The sequence below is a fragment of the Streptomyces sp. NPDC033845 genome (assembly GCF_055576225.1).
In genome coordinates this window covers 194,014-215,198 of sequence record NZ_JBVIRI010000005.1, presented here as the reverse complement: position 1 = coordinate 215,198, position 21,185 = coordinate 194,014, and the positions used below count along the sequence as shown (strand labels likewise).

Genomic DNA, 21,185 nt, shown 5'->3' with positions numbered 1-21,185 from the left:
AAAGACGTTAGGCATCAGATCCGATGAACGGCCTGCCCGGTGACGGATCGGTAGGCCATTCGCAGCTGCGCACCACTTCCGCTTGGTCCGACTAGGTGAAAGACACCGTTCCCATGCACGCCTTCGCCACTCATGTGCCCGCGGTTCTGCTCAGACTCGACCGGAACCCCTTCCACCACGGCACCCTCGGCGCCGTCCGCTCGCTGGGCCGCCGGGGCGTGGAGGTCCACGCGGTGGTCGCCGACGGCGGTGGGCCGATGGCCCGTTCCCGTTACCTGCGCACGGTCCATGCCGGACCGTCAGGTCCCGAGGGGCTGGCGGAGTGCCTGACCGGGGTCTCCGAGCGGATCGGCCGTCAGGCGGTGCTGATCGCCATGGACGACCTGAGCGCGATCACCGTCGCCCGGCTCGCCCCCGGGCTGACCGACCGCTTCCGGATCCCCCACCAGCCCGACGGGCTGCCGGAGCGGGTCGCCGACAAGGCGGAGCTGGCCCGGCTCTGCGCCCGCTGGGACATCCCGCACCCCGAGACCGTGGTCCCGGAGGACGGTGCCGGGGCCGCCGACGCGGCCTGGCGGCTGGGACTGCCGGTGGTCGCCAAGTGGAGCCGGCCCTGGCTGCTGCCCGCCGGCAGCGGACTGCGCAGCACCACCCTGCTGCACACCGCCGCCGAGGCCCGCCGGCTGTACGAGCGGTCGGCGGAGGCGGGCAGCCGGCTGCTGCTCCAGCGGTTCCTGCCGGCCGGCCCGGACACCGACTGGTTCTTCCACGGCTGCTTCACCCGCTCCGGGCGGCCGCTGCTCACCGGCTCCGGCCGCAAGGAGCTGTCCTGGCCGGTCCGGACCGGGCTGACCGCGATGGGCCGCTGGCTGCCCGACCCCGCGGTGGAGGAGGCGGGCCTGCGGCTCGCCGAACGCCTGGGCTACCAGGGCATCCTGGACCTCGACTTCCGCCGCGACGAGGACGGCTGCCTCCGGCTGGTGGACTTCAACCCGCGGCCCGGCGCCCAGTTCCGGCTGTTCACCGAACCCTCCGGCCTCGACGTGGTCCAGGCGATGTACCTGGACCTGACCGGGCAGGGAGCCCTCGCCCCGGAGCCGGCCGGTGCCGCCGGGCGGCTGTTCCTCGCGGAGAACTACGCCCTGCTGGCCGCCCTGCGCGGGGCCCGGCCGCCGGCCGGCGGCCGGGCGGAGCACACCGGCGGGGGCGGCGGGTTCGAGGCCGCCTGGTTCGCCGCCGACGATCCGCTGCCGTTCCTGGGGATGGTCTCCGCCTTCCTCGGACGCGGAGCGGGCAAGGGCACCCGGCGGCTGGGCGCCGCGCTGCGCGAGCTCCCGGCCCGCGGCCGGGGCACCGGGGGCGCCCAGGCCCGTACGCCCCGCCAGCGCGGGGGCGGACTGCCCGCGCAGCACAGCTCCTCGCAGGCGCCGCCGCAGAGTCCGGCCGAGCCCGACGAACTGGTGACCCGCTGATCCCGGCCGGGGCCCGGCCGGGATCGCACGGAGGAAGAAGAGAGCGAGTGAACCGCATGGACGATCTGGTGGTGGTGGGCGCCGGGCCGTACGGGCTGTCGGTCGCCGCGCACGCCGCGGCCGCCGGGCTGAGCGTCCGGGTCCTGGGCCGCCCGATGGCCTCCTGGCGCGACCACATGCCCGAGGGCATGTACCTGAAATCGGAGCCCTGGGCCTCCAGCCTGTCCGCCCCGGGCGGCCGCCACGGCCTGCCCGAGTACTGCGCGGGCCTGGGCATCGGGGCGGCGCACGGCAGCCCGCTGCCGATCGGCACCTTCAGCGCGTACGGCCAGTGGTTCGCCGACCGGGCCGGGCCCGGCGTGGAGGAGCACACCGTCACCGCCGTCGCCCCGCACGGCCGGGGCTTCCGGGTCGACACCGCCGGGGGGCCCCGGCTGCTGGCCCGGACCGTGGCGCTGGCCGTCGGGGTGATGCCCTTCGTGAACCTGCCCGCCGTGCTCGACGGGCTGCCGCCCGGGCACGTCTCGCACAGCAGCTCGCACCGGGACCTGGGAGCCTTCGCCGGGCAGGAGGTGGCCGTGCTGGGCGCCGGACAGGCCGCCCTGGAGACCGCCGCGCTGCTCGCCGAGTCCGGGGCCCGCCCGGTGCTGGTGGCCCGCCGGCACCGGCTGAACTGGAACACCGTCCCGCAGGCCCTGGAGCGGCCGCTGCCGCGCGCCCTGCGCGAACCGCACAGCGGGCTGGGCACCGGCTGGCGCAGCTGGGCCTGGGCCGAGCTGCCCTGGGCGGTGCGCCGGCTGCCCGGCCGGACCCGGGAGCGGATCGTGGCCACGGCGCTGGGACCGGCCGGGGCCTGGTGGCTGCGCGAGCGCTTCGAGCGCCAGGTGCCCGCCCTGCTGGGGCACGAACTGCGCCGGGCGCTGCCGGTGGGCGGCCGGACCCGGCTGGGACTGACCGGGCCGGCCGGGGAGCCGGTGGAGCTGGAGGTGGACCATGTGGTCGCGGCCACCGGGTTCACCCCGGACCTGGCCCGGCTGGACCTGCTGGACGCCGGGCTGCGGGCCGGCCTGGCGACCGTCTCGGAGGGCCGCACCCCCCGGCTGACCGGTTCCTTCGAGTCCTCCTGCCCGGGACTGTTCTTCGCCGGGCTGCTCACCGCTCCCTCATTCGGCCCTTCCATGCGATTTGTACACGGCGCGGGCTTCACTGCGGGGAAACTGGTGGCAGGAGTCCGCAGGCGTCTGGGCCCGCGGATCCCGCTGCCCGGCGCGGCCGGGCGGCGGGCTGCCGACGAGCAGGGCGACCGGTCCGCGGTCAACCGGTGAGAGGGGTCCGTGATGAGCCGGGAGCGAGCACAGGGGCGGGGCTGGGTCCGCATTCCCGCGAGCCGTGCGGAACAGCAGCCCGCTGGCCCGGCCCCGACGATCTACATGTCCCTGGTCAAGCGCTGGCGGGAGGCCGGGCGCACCCTTCCGGGGCATCCTGACGAGGAGTGGGAACGGCTGGTCTCCCAGCCGTGCTGGCCCGGCCCTTAGGTGGTGTGTCCCATGGCAGCGGAGCGGGGTCAGGGGCGGGAACCGGAGCGGGAGTGGCGGTCGGCCGCGGTGACCGGGCCGGGGGAGCGGCTCGCGCTCAACGGGATGGGCAGTTTCGAGTGGGACCTGGACGCCGGGACCCTGGACATCGACCCGGCCGGAATGGTGGTCTTCGACCTCGCCGAGGGCGGTTTCGACGGCACCCCGGAGGGCCTGGGGGTGCGGATCCCGCCCGAGGACTCGGTCCGGCTGGGCGAGGTGGTGCTCGCCGCGATCGAGGCCGGGGAGTCGACGTACGGCTCGTACTTCACGGTGCGCCGGCGCAACGGCACCGAGCAGTGGACCCACACCCAGGGCCGGATCCTGCGGGACGCGGGCGGGTCGCCCCGGCGGATCGTCGGGGTGGTCCGGGACGCCACCGCCGAGCTGGCCCACTCCGAGCTGCTGCGGAAGCTGGAGGCGGCCCGGGCCAAGCAGACCACGATCGTGCAGCGGACCACCGAGGCGCTGTCCCGGGCGGTCACCGTGGACGATGTCACGGCGGTGCTGACCGGGGCGGGGGCGCTGGAGCGGCTGGGTGCGGACGGGCTGGCGCTGGGCCTGGTGGAGAACGGTTCCATCAAGATCATCGCATTGAGCGGGGAATCCCTGGAGATCCTCAACGAACGCCGGTTCACCCGGCTGGACGGGGACGTCCCGCTGGCCAAGGCGGTCCGCAGCCGCAAGGCCCGGTTCGTCACCTCGATGGACGAGCTGGCCGGGGAGTTCCCCGACATCGGCCGCTATCTGCGGGCCATCGCCTACGACGCGGCCGCCTATCTGCCGCTGATCGCCCAGGCCAAGGCCATCGGCGGACTGGTGCTGTTCTACCGGCGCCGCGAGGAGTTCACCCCGGAGGAGCGCAACCTCACCCTGGGCCTGGCGGGCATCGTCGCCCAGTCCCTGATGCGGGCGCTGCTCTTCGACCAGGAGCGCGAGTTCGCCACCGGGCTCCAGGCCGCCATGCTGCCGCGCCGGATCCCGGAGATCACCGGCGGGGAGATCGCCGTCCGCTACCACTCCGCGTGGAGCGGCCGGGAGGTCGGCGGGGACTGGTACGACGTGATCGCGCTGCCCCGGGACCGGGTCGGCATCGTGGTCGGCGACGTCCAGGGCCACGACACCCACGCGGCCGCCATCATGGGCCAGCTGCGGATCGCGCTCCGCGCCTACGCCGGGGAGGGCCATCCGCCGTCCACCGTGCTGGCCCGGGCCTCCCGGTTCCTCGCCGAACTCGACACCGAGCGCTTCGCCACCTGCACCTACGCCCAGGTCGACCTGGAGACCGGCGGGGTCCGCGCGGTCCGGGCCGGCCATCTGGGACCCCTGATCCGGCACACCGACGGCCGCACCGGCTGGCCCAACCTGCGCGGCGGCCTGCCGCTCGGCCTGGCCTCCGTCTTCGAGCAGGAGGAGTTCCCGGAGACCAGGCTCGACCTGGTCCCCGGCGAGACCCTGGTGCTGTGCACGGACGGCCTGGTGGAGGAGCCCGGCACCACCATCACCACCGGCATGGACGCCCTCGCCCAGGCGGTCCGCAGCGGCCCCCAGGAGGCCGGGGCGCTCGCCGACCACCTGCTGGACCGGCTGTGGGAACGCTGGGGCTCCGGCGACGACGTGGCCCTGCTGGTGCTGCGCCGCGCCCCCGACCCCGGCACCCACCGGGCCCCCCGGATCCACCAGTACGTCCACCAGGCCGACCCCGAGGGCCTCTCCGAGGCCCGCTACGCGCTGCGCCAGGCCCTGCGCGACTGGGGCATGCCGGCGCTGGCCGACGATGTGGAGCTGGCCGCCGGGGAACTCCTGGTCAACGCGCTGCTGCACACGGACGGCGGGGCGGTGCTCACCATGGAGGTGCTGCCCGAACCGGTCCGCAAGGTCCGGCTCTGGGTCAAGGACCGGTCCAGCGTCTGGCCGCGCCGCCGCACCCCGGGGGAGTCCGCCACCACCGGCCGCGGACTGCTGCTGGTGGACGCGCTGGCCGCGCACTGGGGCGTGGAGTCCCGGGGCGACGGCAAGGCCGTCTGGTGCGAGTTCGACGCCCCCGCCGAACCCTGAACGGCTGCGCTGGGTGACCGGATGGACGCACCGGGTTGTGGACCGGGCCGGCCGGGGTGAGGATCGCCGCATGAGAAGGATTCGGCCGTGAGTCGGCGGGTGAAGGGCGGTCTGCCGACCGCCCTGGTCGCCCTGGTGCTGCTCCTGCCGGCCGGCTGGGCGGCGACCCGCCCGGCCGCCGCCGACCACCCGGCCCCGGACCGGCCCTGCCGGCCGGTGGCCTACATGTCGATGGTCGGCCTGGAGCGGGACTGCCCGTAGCGGGACCGCCGGTAGCGGGACCGCCCGGAGCGGGCCCCCGGAGGGCGGTCCCCTAACCGCGCTCCACCAGCTCGATGTCGCGGTGCTCCTCGGCGAGGTGGGTGATCCGCGGGATCAGTCCCCGGCCCGGACGCGCCGAGGTCAGCCGCACCTCCGCACCGGCCCCGCCGGGGTGGACGTCCGGGGTCATCCGCAGGGTCCCGGTGGCGGACCACTTGCGCTGCTCCCCGTCACAGACGGCCTCGTCCCCGCCGAAGCCCAGCCGGGTGCCGTCCTGGACCAGGGTGGCCGCCACCCGAACCCCTCCAGAGGGTGACGGCGCGCTGCACCGGTAGGTCCCGGAAAGAGTGACGGTCCCGTCCCGGGAGATGTGCCCGGTGGGGTGCACGGAAATGTCGTTGCCGTAGGTCCCGGCGCTCGCCGGGGCGGTGAGGGCGAGGGCCGCCGCGGCCGCGGAGACCGCCGCCAGGGCCAGTCGGGGAGTGCTGATGCGCATGAATCCTCCGGATGTCAGGAAGTGGCTCGTGGGATGTGCCGCGGGATTTTTCACGGGATGTGCCGCGGGATGTTCCAGGGCGTGGTGAAACCGCCGGAACGCATTGTGCTGGCCGGGCCGCGGCAACTCGCCCGGCGCGCTCGTGTCGGTGTGTGCAATTGCCCGCTCGGCCGCGTGAGACTGACCGGAATACATCCCCCGAAGGGATCCCCATGCGCCGCTCGGTCACCCCCGCCTGTCTCGCCCTGCTCCCGCTGCTGCTGCTCTCCGCGACCGGCTGCGCCGACTCGCCGCCGGACGCCACCCTGGCCCCCGCCGCCATGCCCGCCGTACCGGTGGACGACAACGCCCCCGGCGCCGAGGAGGACCTGCCGCCCGACGGGCCCCCGGCCGGCCGCCGGGCCGCCGCGCACGTCGGGGACCCGCTGCGGGTGCACGGACGGCAGATGGGCCGCCATCTCCAGGCCGTCCTCGACGCCTACGCGGACCCGGCGGTCAGCGTGGACCGGGCCTACGCGCCGCCGGCCGGCAAGCGCTGGGTGGGCGCCCGGATGTCCTTCGTCAACGTGGGCGGTGCCACCTACGGGGCACTCGGGCGCATGTGGGCGCACGACAGCGCGGGAGGGCGTCATCCGGCGATCCGCACCGGGGAGCTCACCACGGGCAAACCGCTGGTCTTCGATTCCCTTTCGGTCGGCGACCGGGCCGAGGGATGGGTGGTGTTCGAAATTCCGGAAAACGCGCGCATTGTGCGCCTCCAGTACGCGGACGCGAACATCCAGGCGAATTCCGGAGAAGGATTCTGGGAGGTATAGCCCGCCCGGGTGAAGGGCCGGAAAGCACTCGGGGAAACACCACTAGGGTGCGGCGCATGACTTCAACTCACGCGGAAATCGACCGGTCCCAGCTGGGCACGCTCTCCGTGCTCGCCTGGATCGGCGACCCCGAGGACGGCCACGACATCCCCTACCTCCTCGCCTACACCCTGGGCGACGGCCCGGGCGGCGCGGAGAAGGGCGAGGAGGCCGCCCGGGCGCTGCTGGAGGAGATGGGCCTGCCGATCGGCGACGTGGTCCTCGACGGGACGGCCAACGCCTCCACCTTCCCGATCCAGGTGCTCCTGGAGGGCGACCAGATCGCCCTCACCCTGCCCGGGCTGAACGCCCGCTGCACCGCCCCGCCGGAGTGGGTCGAGGCGGCCAACGACAGCGAGCAGGTCTACTTCCTCTTCGGCACCCGCGCCTGGCCGGAGGCCGTCCCGGGCCGCCCGGTGACCGCCGAGATGCTCCAGGCCTACGCCGGCGACGAGGCCATCCTCACCGCCAGCGTGCACTGCGTCCTGCGCGTCCGGCGGCTCCAGAAGTAGCCGCGCCGAGCAGCACCAACGGGGGCCGTGCACGGCCGGCCGCCGGGCTCCCAGCCTGCCCGGTGGCCGGCTCCCTCCGCCGTACCGCCCGCTCAGTGCTCGAAGGCGAACTTCAGCGACCGGACCCGGTTGTCGAAGTTCGAGCCCGCGAGGTCCGGCAGACCCACCGCACGCAACTCCTTGGGCCGGGTGAGAAGTTCCCGGAACAGGGCCTTCATCTCCACCCGGGCCAGATGCGCGCCCAGGCAGAAGTGCGGGCCGCCGCCGCCGAACCCGAGGTGCGGATTGGGCGAGCGGGTGATGTCGAAGGCGTCGGGATCGGGGAACACCGCCTCGTCCCGGTTGGCGGAGGCGTAGTACAGCACCACCTTGTCCCCGGGCCGGAACAGGTGCCCGCCCAGGCTGTGCTCGGCCGTCACCGTCCGCCGGAACTGGATGATCGGCGTGGAGTGCCGGATCATCTCGTCCACCGCACCGTCCGCCCGGCCCTCGAAGTCGGCCAGTAGCAGCTCCCGCTGCTCCGGGTGATCGGTGAGCAGGCTCAGCCCGTGCGTGATCGCGTTCCGGGTGGTCTCCACCCCGGCCACCATCAGCAGCGAGAAGAACGCCCCCAACTGCCGGGCGCCCAGCGCCTGCCCGTCCACGTCCGCGCACACCAGGGCCGAGATCAGGTCGTCGGCGGGGTTCCGGCGGCGCTCCCGGCCGATCCCGGCCACCATCCGCTGCATCCGGCCCAGGGCCCGCAGCCCGCGCCCCGGGATCCGCAGCCGGTCCGCCAGCCCGCGCTCCACCCCGATGTTCTCGGAGGCGTGGTTGACCCGGGCGGCGATCTCCGCCCGGTACCGCTCGGGGATCCCCATCATGTTGCAGATGACCTCCAGCGGCAGGCGGGAGGCGACGGACTCGACGAACTCCTCGGGCCGCCGCTCCAGCACCTCGTCCACGATCCTGGCCGCCACCGCGTGGATGTCCGCCTCGGCGGCGGCCAGCAGGCGCGGGGTGAAGGCCCGTTGGACGATCTTCCGGAGGCGGGCGTGCTCGGAACCGTCCAGATTGACCATCGAGTCCCCGAACAGCGCCCGCACCCAGCGGGCCGGTTCCGGAGTGGTCACCCCCGGCGCGCTGGCGAACACCTTCGGGTTCCGGCTGGCCTCCTGGACGTCCGCGTGCCGGACCAGCGCCCAGTGTCCGCGCCCGCGCCCCTCCGGGAAGTAGCGGGGGCCGTCCAGGGCCCGCAGGCGGGCGAAGGCGGCCAGCCGGGCGGCCGGCGGCTGCTGCCAGAACGCCGGGTCGGCCAGGTCCCGCCGCTGTGCGGGAACCACCGGGTCTGTGTTCATGCGTGACGCCTCTCTGGAGTTCTCACGCTCCAGAACGCGTCCGTACGGCGAGGGTTACGCCGACCGCCACGGCCGCGGCGGCCACCAGCCCGGCCCACAGCACCGCGTAGGAACCCGTCCAGGCGCAGGCCAGTACGGCCACCGCGGCGACCGGCAGCACCAGCTGCTGGGCGGTGCCCCGCTTGAAGTGCCGGGAGTGCAGCAGCCAGGTGAACAGCAGGAACAGGGCGGCCGGCACGGCCACCGCCAGGTTCGCGGCGAGGGTGGACACGTGCGCCTTGCCCACCGCGTGCTCCACGGCCACCTCGATGCCCGCGCCGATCGCGGCCGCCGAGGCCAGGATCACGAAGTGCCCGTAACCCCACGGGATGGCCTCCCGGTTGCTCCGCAGCCGGTCGTGCGCCGGCACCGCGAAGTAGATCCACCAGGCCGCGAACACCAGCAGCAGACCACCCGCCGCGATCGGCAGCAGCACGTCCAGCGCCTCGTGCTCGTCCAGCGCGGACTGCACCGCGACGGTGGAGGCGGCGATGGTCTCACCCAGCACGATGATGGTGAACAGGCCGTACCGCTCGGCGATGTGGTGCGGGTGCCAGGGTGTCTGGTGGCCCCGCTCGGCGATCACCGGCACCAGCAGCTCGGCCGCCACCAGCACCAGGAACAGCCACCGCTTGGCGCCGTCCGGCGCCCACAGCAGCGCGATCCAGCCCAGCTGGCAGACCACCAGCCCGGCCGCGTAGGTGAGCGCGCAGCGGCGGGCACTGCCGGTCTCGGAGGCCGCCGCCCGCAGCCACTGTTCGGTGAGCGCCACCCGCATCACCAGATAGCCGATGACGGCCACGGTCCAGTCGCCGTCGTTGAAGGCGCGCGGGATCCCGGCCGAGTAGACGAGCACACCGGAGATCTGCACCAGGGCCGAGATCCGGTAGGGCACGTCGTCGATGTCGTAGGCGGAGGCGAACCAGGTGAAGTTCATCCAGGCCCACCACACACCGAAGAACACGAACAGGTAGCCGGTGATCCCGGCCCCCACATGGTCCTCGGCCAGCGCGTGCACCAGCTGGCGGCCGGCCTGCGCCACCGCCACCACGAAGCACAGGTCGAAGAACAGTTCCAGCGGGGTCGCCGCCCGATGGGCCTCGTCGCGGCTCCGGGCGGTCATCGGTACGTACGCCATGCCGCCATCCCAGCAGCGCGACGCCCCCCGACACCCGAGGCGCGCGGCCCGCGCCCCCCGCGTCAGCCGTCCGCGCGAACCGCCCCCACCAGCAGCGACCACGCCTCGGCCGACACCGCGAGGACCGGCCCCTCGTGCTGCTTGCTGTCACGGACCAGGACGGTGGAGACGGCGGAGGGGTTGATCTCCAGGCACGAGTCGTTGACACCACCGCTGTACGAGGACTTGAACCAACCCGGCATTCCGTGGGAGTTCATCTCATGCGCTCCAGTGCTGTTCGGATCATGTCCAGCGAACGGGCGGGCCGTTCAGCCTCTTCTGACAACCGATCATAGACCCGCTGGAACTCGGCTACCTCGGCTGGCTCTTCAGTATGAGCACCACACGCATGGCCCTCTGTATAGGCGGCACGCCCGGCCCCCCGGTCGAACGTGAGCAACGTCAGCATGCCCACGATGACCGGCGCGGAGTAGGGCAGGATGCGCACGCTGATGTTCGGCAGGGCAGCCACCTTCAGCAGGTATCCGAGTTGGTCGGCGACAGCCGGCTGGTCCCCGATCTCCGCATGCAGCACCCCCTCGTACAGGATGAGGGTCACGTGGGGCGGGGTGTCGCGCGTCAGTATCTCCTGGGCGCGCTCCCACCGCTCGTGGGCCAGGGCCCGGATGTCCTCCTGGCGCGCGCCGACCATGCCGGAGGCCATCAGCGCGGCCGTGTAGCGCTCGGTCTGGAGGGTGCCCGGTACCGCCGCCATGCCCACGTGGTAGATCGCCTCCGCGACGAACAGCCGACGCATGTACGGCTGGGCGTAGTCCCTGACCTTGGTGTCGCGCATCTGCCGGACCACGGCGACGAGGGCGTCCGGGGGAAGGTCGAGCGCGCGCTCCAGCTCGCGTGCGAGCGGGACGTCCGGCGGGGCGAGGCCGCGTTCCAGTTCGCTGATCCGGGTCTGGTTGGTCCTGGCCTTCGTGGCCAGTGCGGCCTGAGAGAGCGTCCGCCCGCTCTCCCTGCGGGACTTGCTCGTACGTGACTGCTGTACCACGTACCCGATCCAGTGGGCGGGGCTGTGGAACGGGTCGGCTTCCTGCTTGCCTGGCATATGCGGCCCAGTCCCTTCAACTGCACTAGGTGACTCATGGTCAGACTAGTTACACGGAGCCATAGTCGAGCCACGTTCGGTGAAACTCCGAGGTGGCGGGCGAAGGGCGGACGACCATGACCGGAAGCGGGAAAGCGGCGTGGGAGCAGATGTTCAGCGGTACCGAGCGCGGAGCCAGGCTGGCCCGCCGGCAGGCCGTCGTACGGCTCCGTGACTGGGGGTTGCCACCGGACGGGGAGGCCTCCGGGACGGCCGCCCTGGTGATCGGGGAACTGGTCGCCAACGCGGTGGTGCACGGCCGGGTCCCGGGGCGCCGGTTCCGGATCCGGCTGGAGCTGGCCGGGGGCACGCTCCGGGTGGCCGTCACCGACGCCCGATGGGAGCGGAAGCCGGAGATCCGGCCCGCGGCGGACGGCGCCGGCGGCAACGGCATGGTGCTCGTCGACGCGCTCACCGCCGCGTGGGGAGTCGACGTACAGCGGATCAGCAAGACCGTCTGGGCCGAACTGGAGCTCCGGGCGTGAACTGGGAAGTCCTGGCGGGCGGACTGGCGGACGGCCTGGAGGCATCGGGGGACCTGGGGTCCGCCGCTCTCGGCCGGGCGGTCAGGGGTACGCCGCGCCATGTGTTCGTCCCGCGCTACTTCGAGAACGCGGGTGGGGCGCCCACCCTGTGGCGGGAGCGGGGCCGGTCGGACGGGGACGGCTGGCTGGCCCCGGTCTATGCGAACAGGACCCTCGTCACGGAGCTCGGCGAGGCCAGACGTGCCGAGGGCGGCTGGTACGGCGTACCCACCTCGTCCAGCACCCAGCCGAGCGTGACCGTGCGGATGATCGAGGCACTGGACGTGCAGCCGGACGACGAGGTCCTGGACGGCGGGCTCGGCACCGGCTATCAGGCGGCGCTGATCCTGGGCCTTCTCGACGGGTCCTCCCGGATGGTGGCGTCGGCCTCACGGTCACGGCCGGCTCGCACCGCCTCCGGTACCTGAGCCCCGAGGGGGAGTCCTGGGAGCTGGCCCCGCTCTGAGGTCCGGTAGTGGCACCCGCTAGCTGGCGAGGCGGGCGGTGCGGAGGGTGCGGGGGCCGTGGGCCGGGGTGGCGGTGGCGTAGCGGGAGAGGACCAGGCGGGCCAGGCGGGGGTGGTCGGCGAGCGGGGCGGAGACCGTCCAGGCGCCGCAGCCCTCCAGGGCGCGGGTGAAGCGGCCGGGGGCCAGCAGGTGGGCGGCCACCGCGATCCGCCGGTGGCCCTCGTCCCGCAGCCGCGCCAGGGCCTCCTCCACGGTGGGCGCGGCCGAGGTCAGATAGGCGGTCCGGACCGGGACCGGGGTCCCGGACGCCGGGTCGGCCGGGTCGGCGGCCAGCAGCTCCGCCAGCCGGGCCGCGCAGGCCTCGGTGCCGGTGTTCCCGCCGGGCCGGGAGGAGCCGGCGCCGGCCACCACCACCGCGTCGGCCCGGGCGAACGGCCCGCGTCGGCGTTCCGCCTCGCGCAGCCGCCCGTACAGGGCCGTGCCCACCTCCGGCTCGCCGGCCAGGCCGGCGGTCAGCCGGGCCCCGGGGGCGTTCGCGGCGATCACGGCGGGCAGGTCCACCCGCCGGTGGTAGCCGTCGCCGAGCAGCAGCGGCACCACCACCGAGTCCGGGTGGGCCCGCAGCACCTCCGCCAGCGACGGGTGCTGCACGTCGAGGTGGCCGACCAGGGCCCGGACCCCGCTCAGCGACTCCACGGCGGCGGTCAGCCGGTCGATGGTCGCGGCGGCGGCCGGGACGGCGCTGCCGTGCACGGCGAGTACGAGCATGCTTCCACGCTAGGCCCCCCGGACGGTCCGCGCAGGGGCCGGGCGGCGGTCGCGGCCGGGCCGCAGGTCCCGCCCCGAGGGGGACCTGCGGCCGCCCGCTTCGGGCCCTTCACGGCCGGTCGGGGCGGGGGCGGAGACCTACCGTCGAAGGAGGTGGCGGCCGCATCCCCGCGGCCCCGCGCGACCCGGAGTGAGCCCCATGACGCAGACGCTGGTTGTCATCGGCCACGGCATGGTGGGACACCGCCTGCTGGAAGCCCTCGCCGAGCGGGACGCGCTCGCCGGACCCGGCCGGGCCGGGGACACCGGCTGGCAGGTCACCGTGCTCGCCGAGGAGACCCGCCCCGCCTACGACCGGGTCCACCTGTCGGCCGCCTTCACCGGCGCCACCGGCGAGGAGCTCGGCCTGGTCGCCCCCGGGTTCACCGAACGCCACGGCATCGACCTGCGGCTGGGCGATCCGGCGGTGGCCCTGGACACCGCCGCCCGGACGGTGACGGCCGCCTCCGGCGCCGTCCTCCGCTACGACGCGCTGGTCCTGGCCACCGGCTCCTACCCCTTCGTCCCCCCGATCGAGGGCGCCGACGCGCAGGGCTGCTTCACCTACCGCACCCTCGACGACGTGGCGGCCCTCACCGGCTACGCGAAGACCGCCCGCACCGGAGTGGTCATCGGCGGCGGACTCCTCGGCCTGGAAGCGGCCGGCGCCCTGCGCACCCTCGGACTGACCACCCACGTGGTGGAGTTCGCGCCCCGGCTGATGCCCCTCCAGGTGGACGACGGCGGGGCCGCCGCGCTCCGCGCCACCATCGAGTCCATGGGCGTGGCCGTGCACACCGGGGTCGGCGCGGCCGGGGTGCGCACCGACGCCGACGGGCGGGCCGCGGGCCTGCGGATGACGGACGGCCGGGAGATCAGCGCCGACGTGGTGGTGTTCTCCGCCGGGGTCCGGCCGCGCGACCGGCTGGCCCGCGAGTCGGGGCTGGCCGTCGGCGACCGCGGCGGGGTGGTCGTGGACGCGCACTGCCGCACCAGCGACCCGTACGTCTACGCGGTCGGCGAGTGCGCGCAGACCGTGGACGGCAAGGTCTACGGGCTGGTCGCGCCCGGCTACCAGATGGCCGAGACGGTCGCCGACGCCCTCGCCGGCGACGGCCGGACCGTGTTCACCGGCGCCGACACCTCCACCAAGCTGAAGCTGATGGGCGCCGACGTGGCCTCCTTCGGCGACCCCTTCGCCCCCGAGGGCCGCGACGCCGCCGTCTCCGTGGTGTTCTCCGACGCCCGCGAGGGCGTGTACAAGAAGCTGCTGCTCGGCCCCGACGGCTCCCTCCTCGGCGGCATCCTGGTCGGGGACGCGGAGGCCTACGGTTCGCTGAAGCCGCACGCCGGCCGACAGCTGCCCGCCCCGCCGGAGGCGTTCATCCTGCCCAGCACCGAGGGCGCGGCACCGCCCGGCGCGGACGCCCTGCCCGACGACGCGGTGGTCTGCTCCTGCCACAACGTCACCAAGGGGCAGGTCCGGACTGCCGTCACCGAGCAGTCCCTCACCGATGTCGGCGGGATCAAGCAGTGCACCAAGGCCGGCACCGGCTGCGGCGGCTGCCTGGGCACCCTCCAGGCGGTCCTGGACGCGGAGCTGGCGGCGGCCGGGATCGAGAAGCCGCGCGGACTGTGCGAGCACTTCGCGCTGACCCGGGCCGAGATCTACGAGAAGGTGCGCACCGAGCGGATCCGCGGGTTCTCCGAGCTGCTGGAGCGGTACGGGCAGGGCGGCGAGGGCTGCGCCGTCTGCAAGCCGGTGGTGGCCAACGTGCTGGGCACCCTCGCCCCCGACCTGGGGCTGCGGCACATCCTGGACGGGGAGCAGGCGGCCCTCCAGGACTCCAACGACCTGTTCCTCGCCAACCTCCAGAAGGACGGCACCTATTCGGTGGTGCCCCGGGTGGCGGGCGGGGAGATCACCGCCGACCAGGTGGTGGCGCTCGGCGAGGTGGCCCGCGACTACGGCCTCTACACGAAGATCACCGGTGCCCAGCGGATCGGCCTGTTCGGTGCCCGCAAGGAGCAGCTGCCCGACATCTGGCGGCGGCTGGGCGGGGCCGGCTTCGAGTCCGGCCAGGCGTACGGCAAGTCCCTGCGGGCCGTGAAGTCCTGCGTCGGGGCCCGGTTCTGCCGGTTCGGGCAGGGCGACTCCATCCAGCTGGCCATCGACCTGGAGCTCCGCTACCGGGGCCTGCGCACCCCGCACAAGTTCAAGGGCGGGGTCTCCGGCTGTCTGCGCGAGTGCGCCGAGGCCCGCGGCAAGGACATCGGGGTCATCGCCACCGCCAACGGCTGGAACCTCTACGTCGGCGGCAACGGCGGGGCGGTCCCGCGCCACGCGGACCTGCTGGCCGCGGACCTGTCCACGGGTGAACTCCTCGTCCTGACCGACCGGTTCCTCATGTACTACATCCGCACCGGGGAGCGCCTGGAGCGGACGGCGGCCTGGGTGGAGCGGCTGGGCGGCAGCACCGGCGGGCTGGACCACCTGCGGGAGGTGCTGATCGAGGACTCGCTGGGCATCTGCGCCGAGCTGGAGGCCCAGATGGAGCGGCACGTGGCCGCCTACCAGGACGAGTGGCAGGCGGTCCTGGAGGACCCGGCGGCCCTGGACCGCTTCGGCACGGTGGACTTCGGGGCGGCGGCCTCCGGGGAGGCCGTCCTCGAAGCGGGCCGCGGGCGCAGCGCGGTCCTGCCGGACGGCTCGACGGCGGCGGTGTTCAAGGACCGGGCGGGCGAGGTGTACGCGGTGGGCGGCCGGGACCCCTTCTCCGGGGCCGAGGTGATCGCGGACGGGATCATGGGGTCGCGGGACGGGGTGCCGGTGGTGGCCTCGCCGATGCACAAGCAGGTCTTCGACCTGCGGACCGGTGTCTGCCTGGACGACCCGGAGGTCTCGCTGCCGGTGCTGCCGCTGCCGTAGGGCTCGCCGCGGGGGAGTCGAACGCCTGGTGGGCGGTGGGACAAGGTCCCGCCGCCCACAGTGCGTTCTCCTCTGCCGGGGGCCGGGTCCCGGGGCGGAACCTGGATAGGCAAGGACACCTCTCGACGTTTGAGGACACGCCATGAGCTCCGCCACGAAGGACGCGGTACGGCAGCCGCTCGCCGCCGACCCGGCGCAGTACCGGCCCGGCCGGACCATCACCGACTGGACCCCGGAGGACCCGTCCTTCTGGCGGACCACCGGCAAGAGGGTGGCCACCCGCAACCTGTGGATCGCGGTCCCGGCCCTGCTGGTCGCCTTCGTGGTGTGGCAGGTCTGGAGCATCACGGCCACCAACCTCAAGGACGTCGGCTTCGGGTTCAGCCAGTCCCAGCTGTTCTGGCTGACCGCCGTCCCGGGCATCACCGGCGGCACCGCCCGGATCTTCTACACCTTCCTCGGCCCGATGGTCGGCCAGCGCCGCTTCACCGCCCTCTCCACCGTGGTGCTGATCGTGCCGCTGCTGTGGCTGGGCTTCGCGGTGCAGAACCCGGACACCCCGTACGGGGTGATGATCGCCATCGCCGCGCTGTGCGGCATCGGCGGCGCCAACTTCTCCTCCTCGCTGGCGAACATCGGCTTCTTCTACCCCAAGCAGGAGAAGGGCAACGCGACCGGCATCAACGGCGGCCTGGGCAACCTGGGCGTCTCGGTGGTCCAGCTGCTCACCCCGATCCTGATCACCTCCTCGGTGCTGGCCATCGGCGCGGGCCAGAAGAAGGCCAACGGCTCGGAGATCTACCTCCAGAACGCGGCCTTCGTCTGGGTGCCGGTCCTGATCGTCCTCGCGGTGATCGCCTGGTTCGGCCAGAACGACCTCAAGGTCGCCTCCACCCCCTTCAGCCAGCAGAAGGTCATCTTCAAGCGCAAGCACAACTGGCTGATGACCTGGCTGTACGTCGGCACCTTCGGCTCCTTCATCGGCTTCGCGGCGGCCCTGCCGCTGCTGATCAAGACCACCTTCCCGGCGTACTCGGTCGCCACCTACGCCTGGATGGGCCCGGCCCTGGGCGCGCTCGCCCGCTGGGCCGGCGGCTGGATCGCCGACAAGCTGGGCGGGGCCCGGGTGACGATCCTGTCCTTCGTCGGAATGGCGATCTCCATCATCGGAGTGATCAACTTCCTGCCGTCCGGCTCCGACCAGGGCTCGTTCTACGGCTTCTTCTTCTGCTTCCTGTCGGCCTTCTTCTTCTCCGGCATCGGCAACGGCTCGACCTTCCGGCAGATCCCGGTGATCTTCCGGAGCCAGCACCTGAAGGGCCTCACCGAGGGCACCCCCGAGTACACGGCCGCCCTGAAGCAGTCGGAGATCGAGTCCGGCGCCGTCACCGGCTTCACCGCCGCCATCGCCGCCTACGGCTTCTTCTTCATCCCGGCGATGTTCGCGAACTTCGCGGTCACCAGCGCGATGTGGGGCTTCGTGGGCTTCTACGCCTCCTGCATCGTCGTCGCCTGGTGGTTCTACGCCCGCCCCGGCGCCGAAGCCCCCAGCTAGAGCGCGCAGCACCCGACGCCCCGCCCCCGCGCGGGGCGTCCTGGCGTCCTGGCGTCCTGGCGTCCACAGGGGGGCACGCACCGTCGGAAAGGTCACGCAGTGTTCGGGATGGTCCTGCAGCTCGGCGTCATGGTGGGGGCCATCGCCCTCGGGTCCCGCAAGGGCGGGGTGGCGATGGGCCTCTGGGGAGCGGTGGGCGTCTTCGTGCTCGCCACGGTCTTCGGCGTCGCCCCCGCCGACACCTCCGGCATCGTGGACGTGATGCTGATCATCCTTGCGGTGATCATGGCCGCGGCGGCCATGGAGGCGGCCGGCGGCATCGACCACCTGGTCGGGGTGGCGGAGCGGGCGATCCGCCGGAACCCGCGCCGGGTCACCTACATCGCCCCGCTGGTCTCCTGGGCCTTCACCCTGGGGGCCGGCACGGCCCACGTGTTCTACCCCCTGCTGCCGGTCATCCACGACGTGGCCCGGGAGGGCGGCATCCGTCCGGAGCGGCCGATCGCCGTCTCCTCGGTGGCCGCCACCGTGGGCATCACCGCCTCCCCGGTGTCGGCGGCGATGGCCGCGATGATCGTGATGTTCGACGGGGACGGCTGGAACCTGCCCAGGATCATGGCGGTGGCCGTTCCCTCCACCCTGCTGGGGGTGCTGGTGGCGGCCACCGTGCAGTCCAGGGTGGGCCGGGAGCTGGACCGGGACCCGGAGTACCTGCGCCGACTGGCCGCCGGGGAGCTCGACCCGCCGTCCCCGTCCCCGGCCGCCGCCCCGGCTTCGGCTCCGGCCGCCACCCCGGCCGGGCCGGCGGGGCCCCGCCCCCGGGCGGCCTGGTCGGCGTACCTCTTCCTGGCCGGGACGGCCGCGGTGGTGCTCAGCGGGCTGTTCCCCTCGCTCCGCCCGGACACCGGCGAGGGTCCGCTGGGCATGCCGGCCACCATCGAGATCCTGATGATGGCCGTGGCGGCGCTGATCCTGCTGTGCTGCCGGGTGGACGCCCGCCGGGTCCCGGGGACGGACGTGGCCCGCTCGGGTCTGGTGGCCGTGATCGGGGTGTTCGGGCTCTCCTGGCTGGGCCTGTCCTTCATCGGCGCCAACGAGCAGCGGATCACCGCGGCCCTGGGCGGGATCGCGCAGGGCCACCCCTGGTTCTTCGCGGTGATGCTGCTCCTGCTGTCGGCGCTGCTGTTCAGCCAGGCGACCACCACCAAGGCGCTGATGCCGCTGGGCGTGGCCCTGGGCATCCCGGCGCCGCTGCTGATCGCCATGTGGCCGGCCGTGAACGGCTACTTCCTGCTGCCCACCTACGGAACCTTCATCGCGGCGATCAACTTCGACCGGACCGGCACCACCCGGGTGGGCCGGTTCGTGGTGAATCACTCCTTCATGCTGCCCGGCCTGGTGACCACGGCGGTTGCCGTGGGGACCGGATTCGCCCTGGTGACGGTGGTCTGAGCAGGTTCTTGTGAAAGTTTTCACAAGCGAACTAAGGCCTTTGGTCCCGGGTGAAGCCCCAGGTCAGGACCCCTACCTCCCCCCTGGGCCGGTCCGGGGCGGGACCTTCGGGCCGCAGGAGGGGACCAACGCGGGCCCAAATGATCGATCAAAGGGCGTGCAATGGAGACAAGCAAAGACGCGAACTCGGAAGGTGTGCGGGCCATGACTGCCACTCCTGCGGAAATCACCACCAACGGCGAGGCCTGGAAGGGCTTCAAGGGCGGGCTGTGGCGCGACGCCATCGACGTCCGCGACTTCATCCAGCAGAACTACACCCCCTACGAGGGTGACGACGGCTTCCTGGCCGGCCCGACCGAGCGCACCACCGCCGTGTGGAAGGCGATCACGGACAAGTTCCCCGAGGAGCGCGAGAAGGGCGTCTACGACGTCTCCTTCGACATCCCCTCGGGCATCACCGCCCACGCCCCCGGCTACATCGACCGGGACAAGGACCTCATCGTCGGCCTCCAGACGGACGCCCCGCTGAAGCGCGCGATCATGCCCTACGGCGGCTGGCGGATGGTGGCCGGCGCCCTGGAGACGTACGGCTACCCGGTCTCCGAGGACCTGGAGAAGGTCTTCACCGAGTACCGCAAGACCCACAACGCCGGTGTCTTCGACGCCTACACCCCCGAGATCCGCGCCGCCCGCAAGGCCGGCATCGTCACCGGACTCCCGGACGCCTACGGCCGCGGCCGCATCATCGGCGACTACCGCCGGGTCGCCCTCTACGGCGTGGACCGCCTGATCTCCTTCAAGAAGGAGGAGAAGGAGGAGCTCAACACCCTCCCGGCCGGCCCCCGCGGACTGGAGGAGACCATCCGGCTGCGCGAGGAGCTCTCCGAGCAGATCCGCGCCCTCGCCGAGCTCAAGGCCATGGCCGCCTCCTACGGCCACGACATCTCCCGCCCCGCCGCCACCGGCCGCGAGGCGATCCAGTGGCTGTACTTCGCCTACCTGGCGGCCGTGAAGGAGCAGAACGGCGCGGCCATGTCGCTGGGCCGCACCTCCACCTTCGTCGACGTCTACCTCCAGCGGGACATCGAGGCCGGCCTCCTCACCGAGGAGCAGGCCCAGGAACTCGTCGACGACTTCATCATCAAGCTCCGCATCGTCCGCTTCCTGCGCACCCCGGAGTACGACGAGCTGTTCTCCGGCGACCCCACCTGGGTCACCGAGTCCATCGCCGGCATGGGCGAGGACGGCCGCCCGCTGGTCACCCGGACCTCCTTCCGCTACCTCCAGACCCTCTACAACCTCGGCCCGGCCCCCGAGCCGAACATGACCGTCTTCTGGTCCCCGCAGCTGCCCCAGGGCTTCAAGGAGTTCTGCGCCCGGGTCTCCATCGACACCTCCTCCGTGCAGTACGAGTCGGACGAGCTGATGCGCCCCCGGTTCGGCGACGACACCGCCATCGCCTGCTGCGTCTCGGCCATGCCGGTCGGCAAGCAGATGCAGTTCTTCGGCGCCCGGGTCAACCTCGCCAAGACCCTGCTCTACGCGATCAACGGCGGCCGGGACGAGAAGTCCGGCGCCCAGGTCGGCCCGGAGACCGGCGCGGTCACCGCCGAGGTCCTCGACTACGACGAGGTCCTGGCCAAGTTCGACGCCCAGATGGAATGGCTCGCGAACGTCTACGTGCACGCCCTGAACGTCATCCACTACATGCACGACCGGTACGCCTACGAGCGCATCGAGATGGCCCTGCACGACCGCGACGTCCGACGCACCATGGCCTGCGGCATCGCCGGCCTCTCGGTCGCCGCCGACTCCCTCGCCGCCATCAAGTACGCCAAGGTCACCGCCCTGCGCGACGAGACCGGCCTGGCCACCGACTACACCATCGAGGGCGACTACCCGGCCTACGGCAACAACGACGACCGGGTCGACGACATCGCCGTCTGGCTGGTCGAGGAGTTCATGAAGAAGGTCCGCAAGCACGAGACCTACCGCGGCGCCGAGCACACCCAGTCGGTCCTGACGATCACCTCCAACGTGGTCTACGGCAAGAAGACCGGCAACACCCCCGACGGCCGCCGGGCCGGCGAGCCGTTCTCCCCGGGCGCCAACCCGATGAACGGCCGCGACACCCACGGCTACGTCACCTCCGCCCTCTCGGTCGCCAAGCTGCCCTACGAGGACGCCGAGGACGGCATCTCGCTGACCAACACGGTCACCCCCGACGGCCTGGGCCGCACCCCCGAGGAGCGGATCAAGAACCTGGCGGGCGTGCTCGACGGCTACATGGCCAGCGACGGCTTCCACATGAACGTCAACGTCCTCAACCGGGACACCCTGATGGACGCCATGGAGCACCCGGAGAACTACCCGCAGCTGACCATCCGGGTCAGCGGGTACGCGGTCAACTTCGTCCGCCTCACCCGCGCCCAGCAGCTGGACGTCCTGAACCGCACCTTCCACGGCTCCCTGTAAGGGAAGCCCCACCGACCGCGCGGCTCCGGGGCCGGGCCCTCACCCCCGCCCCGGACCGCGCGCCTCCTCCTCCCCTCTCTCCCCTCCCTCCCTCCCC

The 21,185-nt window shown here is 73.0% G+C and carries 18 protein-coding genes; 12 read left to right on the top strand and 6 right to left on the bottom strand.

Features of this window, described 5'->3' with window-relative positions; all coding sequences use genetic code 11:
• The first annotated feature begins 113 nt into the window (after window positions 1-113).
• From ACZ50K_RS13255 to ACZ50K_RS13240, 4 genes are all read left to right on the top strand, one after another.
• The gene (locus ACZ50K_RS13255; protein WP_468901649.1) at window positions 114-1,472 is read left to right on the top strand and encodes a carboxylate--amine ligase; all 1,359 of its coding nucleotides are present in this window, start codon (window positions 114-116) and stop codon (window positions 1,470-1,472) included.
• A gap of 56 nt (window positions 1,473-1,528) precedes the next feature.
• Window positions 1,529-2,797 carry an NAD(P)-binding domain-containing protein gene (locus ACZ50K_RS13250; RefSeq protein WP_468902411.1) on the top strand — a complete coding sequence of 423 codons (1,269 nt, stop codon included), beginning with the start codon at window positions 1,529-1,531 and terminating at the stop codon, window positions 2,795-2,797.
• Window positions 2,798-3,019: 222 nt separating this feature from the next.
• The gene (locus tag ACZ50K_RS13245; protein ID WP_468901647.1) at window positions 3,020-5,104 is read left to right on the top strand and encodes a SpoIIE family protein phosphatase; all 2,085 of its coding nucleotides are present in this window, start codon (window positions 3,020-3,022) and stop codon (window positions 5,102-5,104) included.
• 87 nt (window positions 5,105-5,191) lie between these two features.
• Complete coding sequence (locus tag ACZ50K_RS13240) at window positions 5,192-5,365, top strand: hypothetical protein (RefSeq protein WP_468901645.1); 174 nt, start codon at window positions 5,192-5,194, stop codon at window positions 5,363-5,365.
• 52 nt (window positions 5,366-5,417) lie between these two features.
• On the opposite strand, the gene ACZ50K_RS13235 is transcribed toward ACZ50K_RS13240, so the two are convergent.
• Entirely contained in the window at window positions 5,418-5,861 is a 444-nt protein-coding gene (locus ACZ50K_RS13235) for a DUF6299 family protein (protein WP_468901642.1), read from the bottom strand.
• A 212-nt stretch (window positions 5,862-6,073) separates the two neighbouring features.
• Here ACZ50K_RS13235 and ACZ50K_RS13230 point away from each other — a divergent pair, with 212 nt between their 5' ends.
• On the top strand, window positions 6,074-6,676 hold the full coding sequence (locus tag ACZ50K_RS13230) for a hypothetical protein (protein ID WP_468901639.1): 603 nt from the start codon (window positions 6,074-6,076) through the stop codon (window positions 6,674-6,676).
• Window positions 6,677-6,732: 56 nt separating this feature from the next.
• Window positions 6,733-7,227 (top strand): DUF5949 family protein, encoded by a 495-nt coding sequence (locus ACZ50K_RS13225; RefSeq protein WP_468901637.1) that lies wholly within the window; start codon window positions 6,733-6,735, stop codon window positions 7,225-7,227.
• Window positions 7,228-7,319: 92 nt separating this feature from the next.
• On the opposite strand, the gene ACZ50K_RS13220 is transcribed toward ACZ50K_RS13225, so the two are convergent.
• From ACZ50K_RS13220 to ACZ50K_RS13205, 4 genes are all read right to left on the bottom strand, one after another.
• Entirely contained in the window at window positions 7,320-8,564 is a 1,245-nt protein-coding gene (locus tag ACZ50K_RS13220; protein ID WP_468901634.1) for a cytochrome P450, read from the bottom strand.
• 22 nt (window positions 8,565-8,586) lie between these two features.
• Window positions 8,587-9,741, bottom strand: a complete 1,155-nt coding sequence (locus ACZ50K_RS13215) for a low temperature requirement protein A (RefSeq protein WP_468901631.1) — start codon at window positions 9,739-9,741, stop codon at window positions 8,587-8,589.
• A 62-nt stretch (window positions 9,742-9,803) separates the two neighbouring features.
• The gene (locus ACZ50K_RS13210) at window positions 9,804-9,998 is read right to left on the bottom strand and encodes a DUF397 domain-containing protein (protein WP_468901629.1); all 195 of its coding nucleotides are present in this window, start codon (window positions 9,996-9,998) and stop codon (window positions 9,804-9,806) included.
• Complete coding sequence (locus tag ACZ50K_RS13205) at window positions 9,995-10,840, bottom strand: helix-turn-helix domain-containing protein (RefSeq protein WP_468901626.1); 846 nt, start codon at window positions 10,838-10,840, stop codon at window positions 9,995-9,997. Before ACZ50K_RS13205 ends, ACZ50K_RS13210 begins: the two co-directional genes overlap by 4 nt.
• A gap of 116 nt (window positions 10,841-10,956) precedes the next feature.
• On the opposite strand from ACZ50K_RS13205, the gene ACZ50K_RS13200 reads away from it, so the two are divergent.
• Both ACZ50K_RS13200 and ACZ50K_RS13195 read left to right on the top strand, forming a co-directional pair.
• A complete protein-coding gene (locus ACZ50K_RS13200; RefSeq protein WP_468901623.1) occupies window positions 10,957-11,364 on the top strand; it encodes an ATP-binding protein in 408 nt (135 codons plus the stop codon).
• Window positions 11,361-11,831, top strand: a complete 471-nt coding sequence (locus ACZ50K_RS13195) for a hypothetical protein (protein WP_468901620.1) — start codon at window positions 11,361-11,363, stop codon at window positions 11,829-11,831. The genes ACZ50K_RS13200 and ACZ50K_RS13195 overlap by 4 nt, the downstream gene beginning before the upstream one ends.
• A gap of 57 nt (window positions 11,832-11,888) precedes the next feature.
• On the opposite strand, the gene ACZ50K_RS13190 is transcribed toward ACZ50K_RS13195, so the two are convergent.
• Entirely contained in the window at window positions 11,889-12,638 is a 750-nt protein-coding gene (locus ACZ50K_RS13190) for a sirohydrochlorin chelatase (RefSeq protein WP_468901617.1), read from the bottom strand.
• A gap of 199 nt (window positions 12,639-12,837) precedes the next feature.
• Here ACZ50K_RS13190 and nirB point away from each other — a divergent pair, with 199 nt between their 5' ends.
• The 4 genes from nirB to pflB all read left to right on the top strand — a co-directional run bounded on the left by nirB (window position 12,838) and on the right by pflB (window position 21,088).
• The gene (gene nirB, locus ACZ50K_RS13185) at window positions 12,838-15,606 is read left to right on the top strand and encodes a nitrite reductase large subunit NirB (RefSeq protein ID WP_468901614.1); all 2,769 of its coding nucleotides are present in this window, start codon (window positions 12,838-12,840) and stop codon (window positions 15,604-15,606) included.
• A 142-nt stretch (window positions 15,607-15,748) separates the two neighbouring features.
• Window positions 15,749-17,161 carry a NarK family nitrate/nitrite MFS transporter gene (locus ACZ50K_RS13180; protein ID WP_468901612.1) on the top strand — a complete coding sequence of 471 codons (1,413 nt, stop codon included), beginning with the start codon at window positions 15,749-15,751 and terminating at the stop codon, window positions 17,159-17,161.
• A gap of 108 nt (window positions 17,162-17,269) precedes the next feature.
• Entirely contained in the window at window positions 17,270-18,613 is a 1,344-nt protein-coding gene (locus ACZ50K_RS13175; protein ID WP_468902410.1) for an anaerobic C4-dicarboxylate transporter family protein, read from the top strand.
• A gap of 204 nt (window positions 18,614-18,817) precedes the next feature.
• Window positions 18,818-21,088 (top strand): formate C-acetyltransferase, encoded by a 2,271-nt coding sequence (gene pflB / locus ACZ50K_RS13170; RefSeq protein ID WP_468901609.1) that lies wholly within the window; start codon window positions 18,818-18,820, stop codon window positions 21,086-21,088.
• The last annotated feature ends 97 nt before the right edge of the window (window positions 21,089-21,185 follow it).

Bases quoted from the DNA above. Each gene is read 5' to 3' on its own strand.
- ACZ50K_RS13250 (WP_468902411.1), top strand. From the start codon at position 1,529: ATGGACGATCTGGTGGTGGTGGGCGCCGGGCCGTACGGGCTGTCGGTC.
- ACZ50K_RS13200 (WP_468901623.1), top strand. From the start codon at position 10,957: ATGACCGGAAGCGGGAAAGCGGCGTGGGAGCAGATGTTCAGCGGTACC.
- ACZ50K_RS13255 (WP_468901649.1), top strand. From the start codon at position 114: ATGCACGCCTTCGCCACTCATGTGCCCGCGGTTCTGCTCAGACTCGAC.
- ACZ50K_RS13220 (WP_468901634.1), bottom strand. From the start codon at position 8,564: ATGAACACAGACCCGGTGGTTCCCGCACAGCGGCGGGACCTGGCCGAC.
- nirB (WP_468901614.1), top strand. From the start codon at position 12,838: ATGACGCAGACGCTGGTTGTCATCGGCCACGGCATGGTGGGACACCGC.
- ACZ50K_RS13175 (WP_468902410.1), top strand. From the start codon at position 17,270: ATGGTCCTGCAGCTCGGCGTCATGGTGGGGGCCATCGCCCTCGGGTCC.
- ACZ50K_RS13230 (WP_468901639.1), top strand. From the start codon at position 6,074: ATGCGCCGCTCGGTCACCCCCGCCTGTCTCGCCCTGCTCCCGCTGCTG.
- pflB (WP_468901609.1), top strand. From the start codon at position 18,818: ATGACTGCCACTCCTGCGGAAATCACCACCAACGGCGAGGCCTGGAAG.
- ACZ50K_RS13205 (WP_468901626.1), bottom strand. From the start codon at position 10,840: ATGCCAGGCAAGCAGGAAGCCGACCCGTTCCACAGCCCCGCCCACTGG.
- ACZ50K_RS13245 (WP_468901647.1), top strand. From the start codon at position 3,020: ATGGCAGCGGAGCGGGGTCAGGGGCGGGAACCGGAGCGGGAGTGGCGG.
- ACZ50K_RS13215 (WP_468901631.1), bottom strand. From the start codon at position 9,741: ATGGCGTACGTACCGATGACCGCCCGGAGCCGCGACGAGGCCCATCGG.
- ACZ50K_RS13210 (WP_468901629.1), bottom strand. From the start codon at position 9,998: ATGAACTCCCACGGAATGCCGGGTTGGTTCAAGTCCTCGTACAGCGGT.
- ACZ50K_RS13190 (WP_468901617.1), bottom strand. From the start codon at position 12,638: ATGCTCGTACTCGCCGTGCACGGCAGCGCCGTCCCGGCCGCCGCCGCG.
- ACZ50K_RS13180 (WP_468901612.1), top strand. From the start codon at position 15,749: ATGAGCTCCGCCACGAAGGACGCGGTACGGCAGCCGCTCGCCGCCGAC.
- ACZ50K_RS13225 (WP_468901637.1), top strand. From the start codon at position 6,733: ATGACTTCAACTCACGCGGAAATCGACCGGTCCCAGCTGGGCACGCTC.
- ACZ50K_RS13235 (WP_468901642.1), bottom strand. From the start codon at position 5,861: ATGCGCATCAGCACTCCCCGACTGGCCCTGGCGGCGGTCTCCGCGGCC.